Genomic DNA, 3,610 nt, shown 5'->3' with positions numbered 1-3,610 from the left:
TGAGTCATGGAATCGGAAAAGTTTATATCTTTTCCGATTCCATGACTCATATTTGGAATTGGGGTATTCGTTTTATATTGACCTGCATTTTTACTAACTTGGTTCACTATATTGCGAAATTCATTAAATTTCGCGTCAATTTCTAGTTTTTCTTTATAAACGATACGATCATAAGAAGATTGTATGATGCGATCTGGATCACTCTCTTTTGTCATTACGACTATTCCGTTTTGAATGATAAAAGATTCTTCTCTTGATTTTTTTAGTTTTCCAGACAATAACAAGGACGGATATCCCTCATCAACCCATTTTTCACCTACTATATTAGATGTTCCTGCTGCTGCACCTACAATCGTATACCCCGATGCATCCATATCACCTTGAACTGCAATTGCTCCTTCAATGTCGCCACCTATTGCTTTATGGTTACCAAAGACAACAGCATTATAACGCGATATATCTCCTAGACCTTCTAAGGTAGTCGTGGATCCATATGCTTCTTTTGGTACATATACGACAAAACTTACACTTAACATTAACAAAACAATAAAATGAATACTTACCAGCTTTAATCGTAGCCTCAATTCCTTTGTTCCCACCTTTACCGTATTTTTTTTATAATCGAATAAAATGAATTTTTATTAATGATGATTTACTTCATCCCCTATATACCGTCTTTACTTATCTTTGAATTTCCGGTCCCACTTCCCATTAATGCAGGATAAATACATTCTATCGAGTTAACTTTTTCTTATAAATTACGACTAGAAGCACACATAACAATAGGATTGGAACTATTACAGTCCACTTATTAAATATAAATATCTCTGTACTCACTTTTTGTTTTTCTTTCTCGTTTAACTCCACGCGCTCACCTCGAACTAGCAATCTATTGGTGTTTACTCCATAAGGCGTACACGTAATTAAAGTTGTATAATCTTTATTTTCTACAATTTGTAGATCGTCCGTTTCATGTGGTAACACTACTTTAATTTGATCTACTTTATAAGCAAGAACTTTATCTAAAGAATGAATATAAAAAAGATCTCCTTTGCTCAACTTATCTAAATCTGTAAATAATTTTGCTGATGGTAAACCACGATGCCCTGTTAAAATAGTATGCGTACTTTCTCCACCTACCGGGAGCGAAGAAAAATCTAAATGACCTATCCCGCGACCCAATACTTCCTCAGAGGTCCCTTGATAGATTGGCAGTTTTATATTAATTTTCGATATTTCAATATACCCCATTACATCTCCTAAATTTAACACATCAGCATACGCTTGATGATTACTTTTTTTTTCAGAAAATGGATCTGTAAATGTTTTCGCAGAAGTTTGAACTTGTTTATTATATTCGGCTGCTTCTTTTTCCCTACGTTCGACTTCTTTCTTTTGTAATGCTTTAATCTTCTTATCGTAAGAGCTAATCTCAGAATAATGTGCACGAGTCGCCAACCAATTACTAATAGTAGGATATAAAAAAATACCTAATCCAAATAAAAAAATACCCCCCAAAACAAGATTTCGTTTCATATTTCCACCTCTGTATATGCTTAAATATCGAAAAGAGGGAAGCATTTTGCTTCTCCCCTTTTCCCATAGTTACATGTTCCTAAAACCTTAATTTCTAGCAAACTTTTTTCTAAAGAAAGCAAATGCCGCTGTAAGCATTAACGTAAGGCCTATTACAGTAAAAAGAGTCGTTCCTATGCCACCCGTTACCGGAAGAATCCATCCACTTTTATTATTTTCAATCGTCAATTTAACCGTTTGATTATTTTCACTAATCTTTACATCAATGGGGTCTTTTAATAATTGATAAGATGCTTTTGTACCATCTTCTTTTGTATATGTTGGTGCTTTCGTTTCAAAAATTTGATAGTCTCCATATGGAATGTTAGACCATTTAATAACACCATTTTCATCTGATACACCTGTTACTTCTTTTCCTGCTACGACAACTATTTTTCCATTATTATCTTTAAGTACAAACTCTGCACCTTTTAATTTATTCTTATTAGCACTATCAATTTTTGTTAACTCAATTATTCCAGTTGTCGGAATAACAACTACAGGTTTAGATTCCTTTTCTCCAATTACATCATTTTTATTTGTAAAATGTATTTTTGCTGTATTTAAAATTTCCGAACCAGATGGTACTCCTTCTTTTACTTGGGATTTAATTTGCAAATGAAATTCTTTTTTACCATCTAATTTTGTGAAATCTTTTACTGTAGCTGTTACTTTTTGACCTTCTATAGCTACCTCAACAACGTTTGCATTTACTTCTGCTCCATCAATTTTCACGATTGGCTTTCCTTGAATCACTAAACGATTATCCAAAGTATCTGTTACCACATATTTTTTGTATTCCTTAATGTCTTCTGGAATTAATGTTTTAATATCATAATTATAATTAGTTAAAGGGTTTATTGGTAACGCTTCCAATTTTCCGTTAATTTTTTTATCAATTGTTGGTTCTTCATTGTTTTTCACTTCTATTTTAACTACTGTACCAGAAGTAATAGTTCCATCTTCATTAATTGTTCCGGAGTTCTTAACAAAAAACTCACGTTTAGTTGGATCTATTACGTAGCCTTTCGGAGCTTTTGTTTCTTGGAAATAGTATTCACCATACTCCAATCCTTGCACGCGAATATGACCATTAGCATCTGTTACTAACTCTTTTTTCACTTCTGTACCATCTTTTTTAAATAAAGAGAATACTGCACCTGCTAATGCTTTTTCATTTACACCAGTTTTTATTAAATCCACTGCACCACGTTTAATCTCATTTTTGGGATACATGTGAACATCATAGTTTAGCACCTTACCCTCTTTATTCGTTAATGGGATATCCACTGTATACGTATTGGGATTTAGATTAACATGTGGAGGTCCTGCCACTTCTTTCACCTCATAACGTCCTAGCGGAAGATCTTTTAATACAGCTTGTCCGTTATCATCTGTTACTACTTGATTTGGAGTGTCTCCCATTACAGGTTTCACGTCTTCTTTTACGATTTTCCCATCGTTTGAAATTTTTTCAAAAGAAGCAACCCTTTTCACTTCAAACGTTACACCTTTTAATGGTTTCACATCTTTTGGCACCTCTTGATTTGCAGAACCGTCACCTTCTAGTCCCTGCGCTCCATCTTTTTCTTGTTCATACTTATGAATCGTTAAAGTACCTTTAGATGGTGAATCTGCCTTTACTAATACACTAGACCATGTAGAAAATGTTAAGAATAACACTAAAAGCACACTAAATATTTTTTTCATTTCTCTTATCCCCTTTACTACTTCTATCATTTTAAAAATTTCTTTATTACTATTACCTTCTTAAAAGCAATAGTGTGCCAAGTATCAGATTTAAACGAATAACATAAAACATAGTCGTCCAACAATCCATTGTTTACAATCACTTATTCACTTTTCTTATCTTCTATTATTACGTTGTCTCTCCACATGATATATGTAATTTTCTCCCCTAAATTACACGTATATCCCTATTTCAAGAATCATTACATTTGTTACATAATAGCTTTCACTGCTAATTTCGACTAGTCACTTACTGTCAATCTATTCATATCTCACTTCCTATCCC

The 3,610-nt window shown here is 33.1% G+C and carries 3 protein-coding genes; all 3 read right to left on the bottom strand.

What is annotated here, in order from left to right; translation table 11 throughout:
* On the bottom strand, positions 1-584 hold a 584-nt coding region (locus ABWK52_RS26880), incomplete at its 3' end, for a collagen-binding domain-containing protein (protein WP_353772260.1).
* A 148-nt stretch (positions 585-732) separates the two neighbouring features.
* On the bottom strand, positions 733-1,536 hold the full coding sequence (locus ABWK52_RS26875) for a class C sortase (RefSeq protein ID WP_087965955.1): 804 nt from the start codon (positions 1,534-1,536) through the stop codon (positions 733-735).
* A gap of 87 nt (positions 1,537-1,623) precedes the next feature.
* Positions 1,624-3,285: an LPXTG cell wall anchor domain-containing protein gene (locus tag ABWK52_RS26870; RefSeq protein WP_098541289.1), complete on the bottom strand. Its 1,662-nt coding sequence runs from the start codon at positions 3,283-3,285 to the stop codon at positions 1,624-1,626.
* Between the last annotated feature and the right edge of the window lie 325 nt (positions 3,286-3,610).

It is taken from the genome of Bacillus sp. AP50 (assembly GCF_040492675.1).
In the GTDB taxonomy this organism is placed as follows: domain Bacteria; phylum Bacillota; class Bacilli; order Bacillales; family Bacillaceae_G; genus Bacillus_A; species Bacillus_A cereus.
This window is presented reverse-complemented; position numbering and strand designations above follow the sequence as displayed.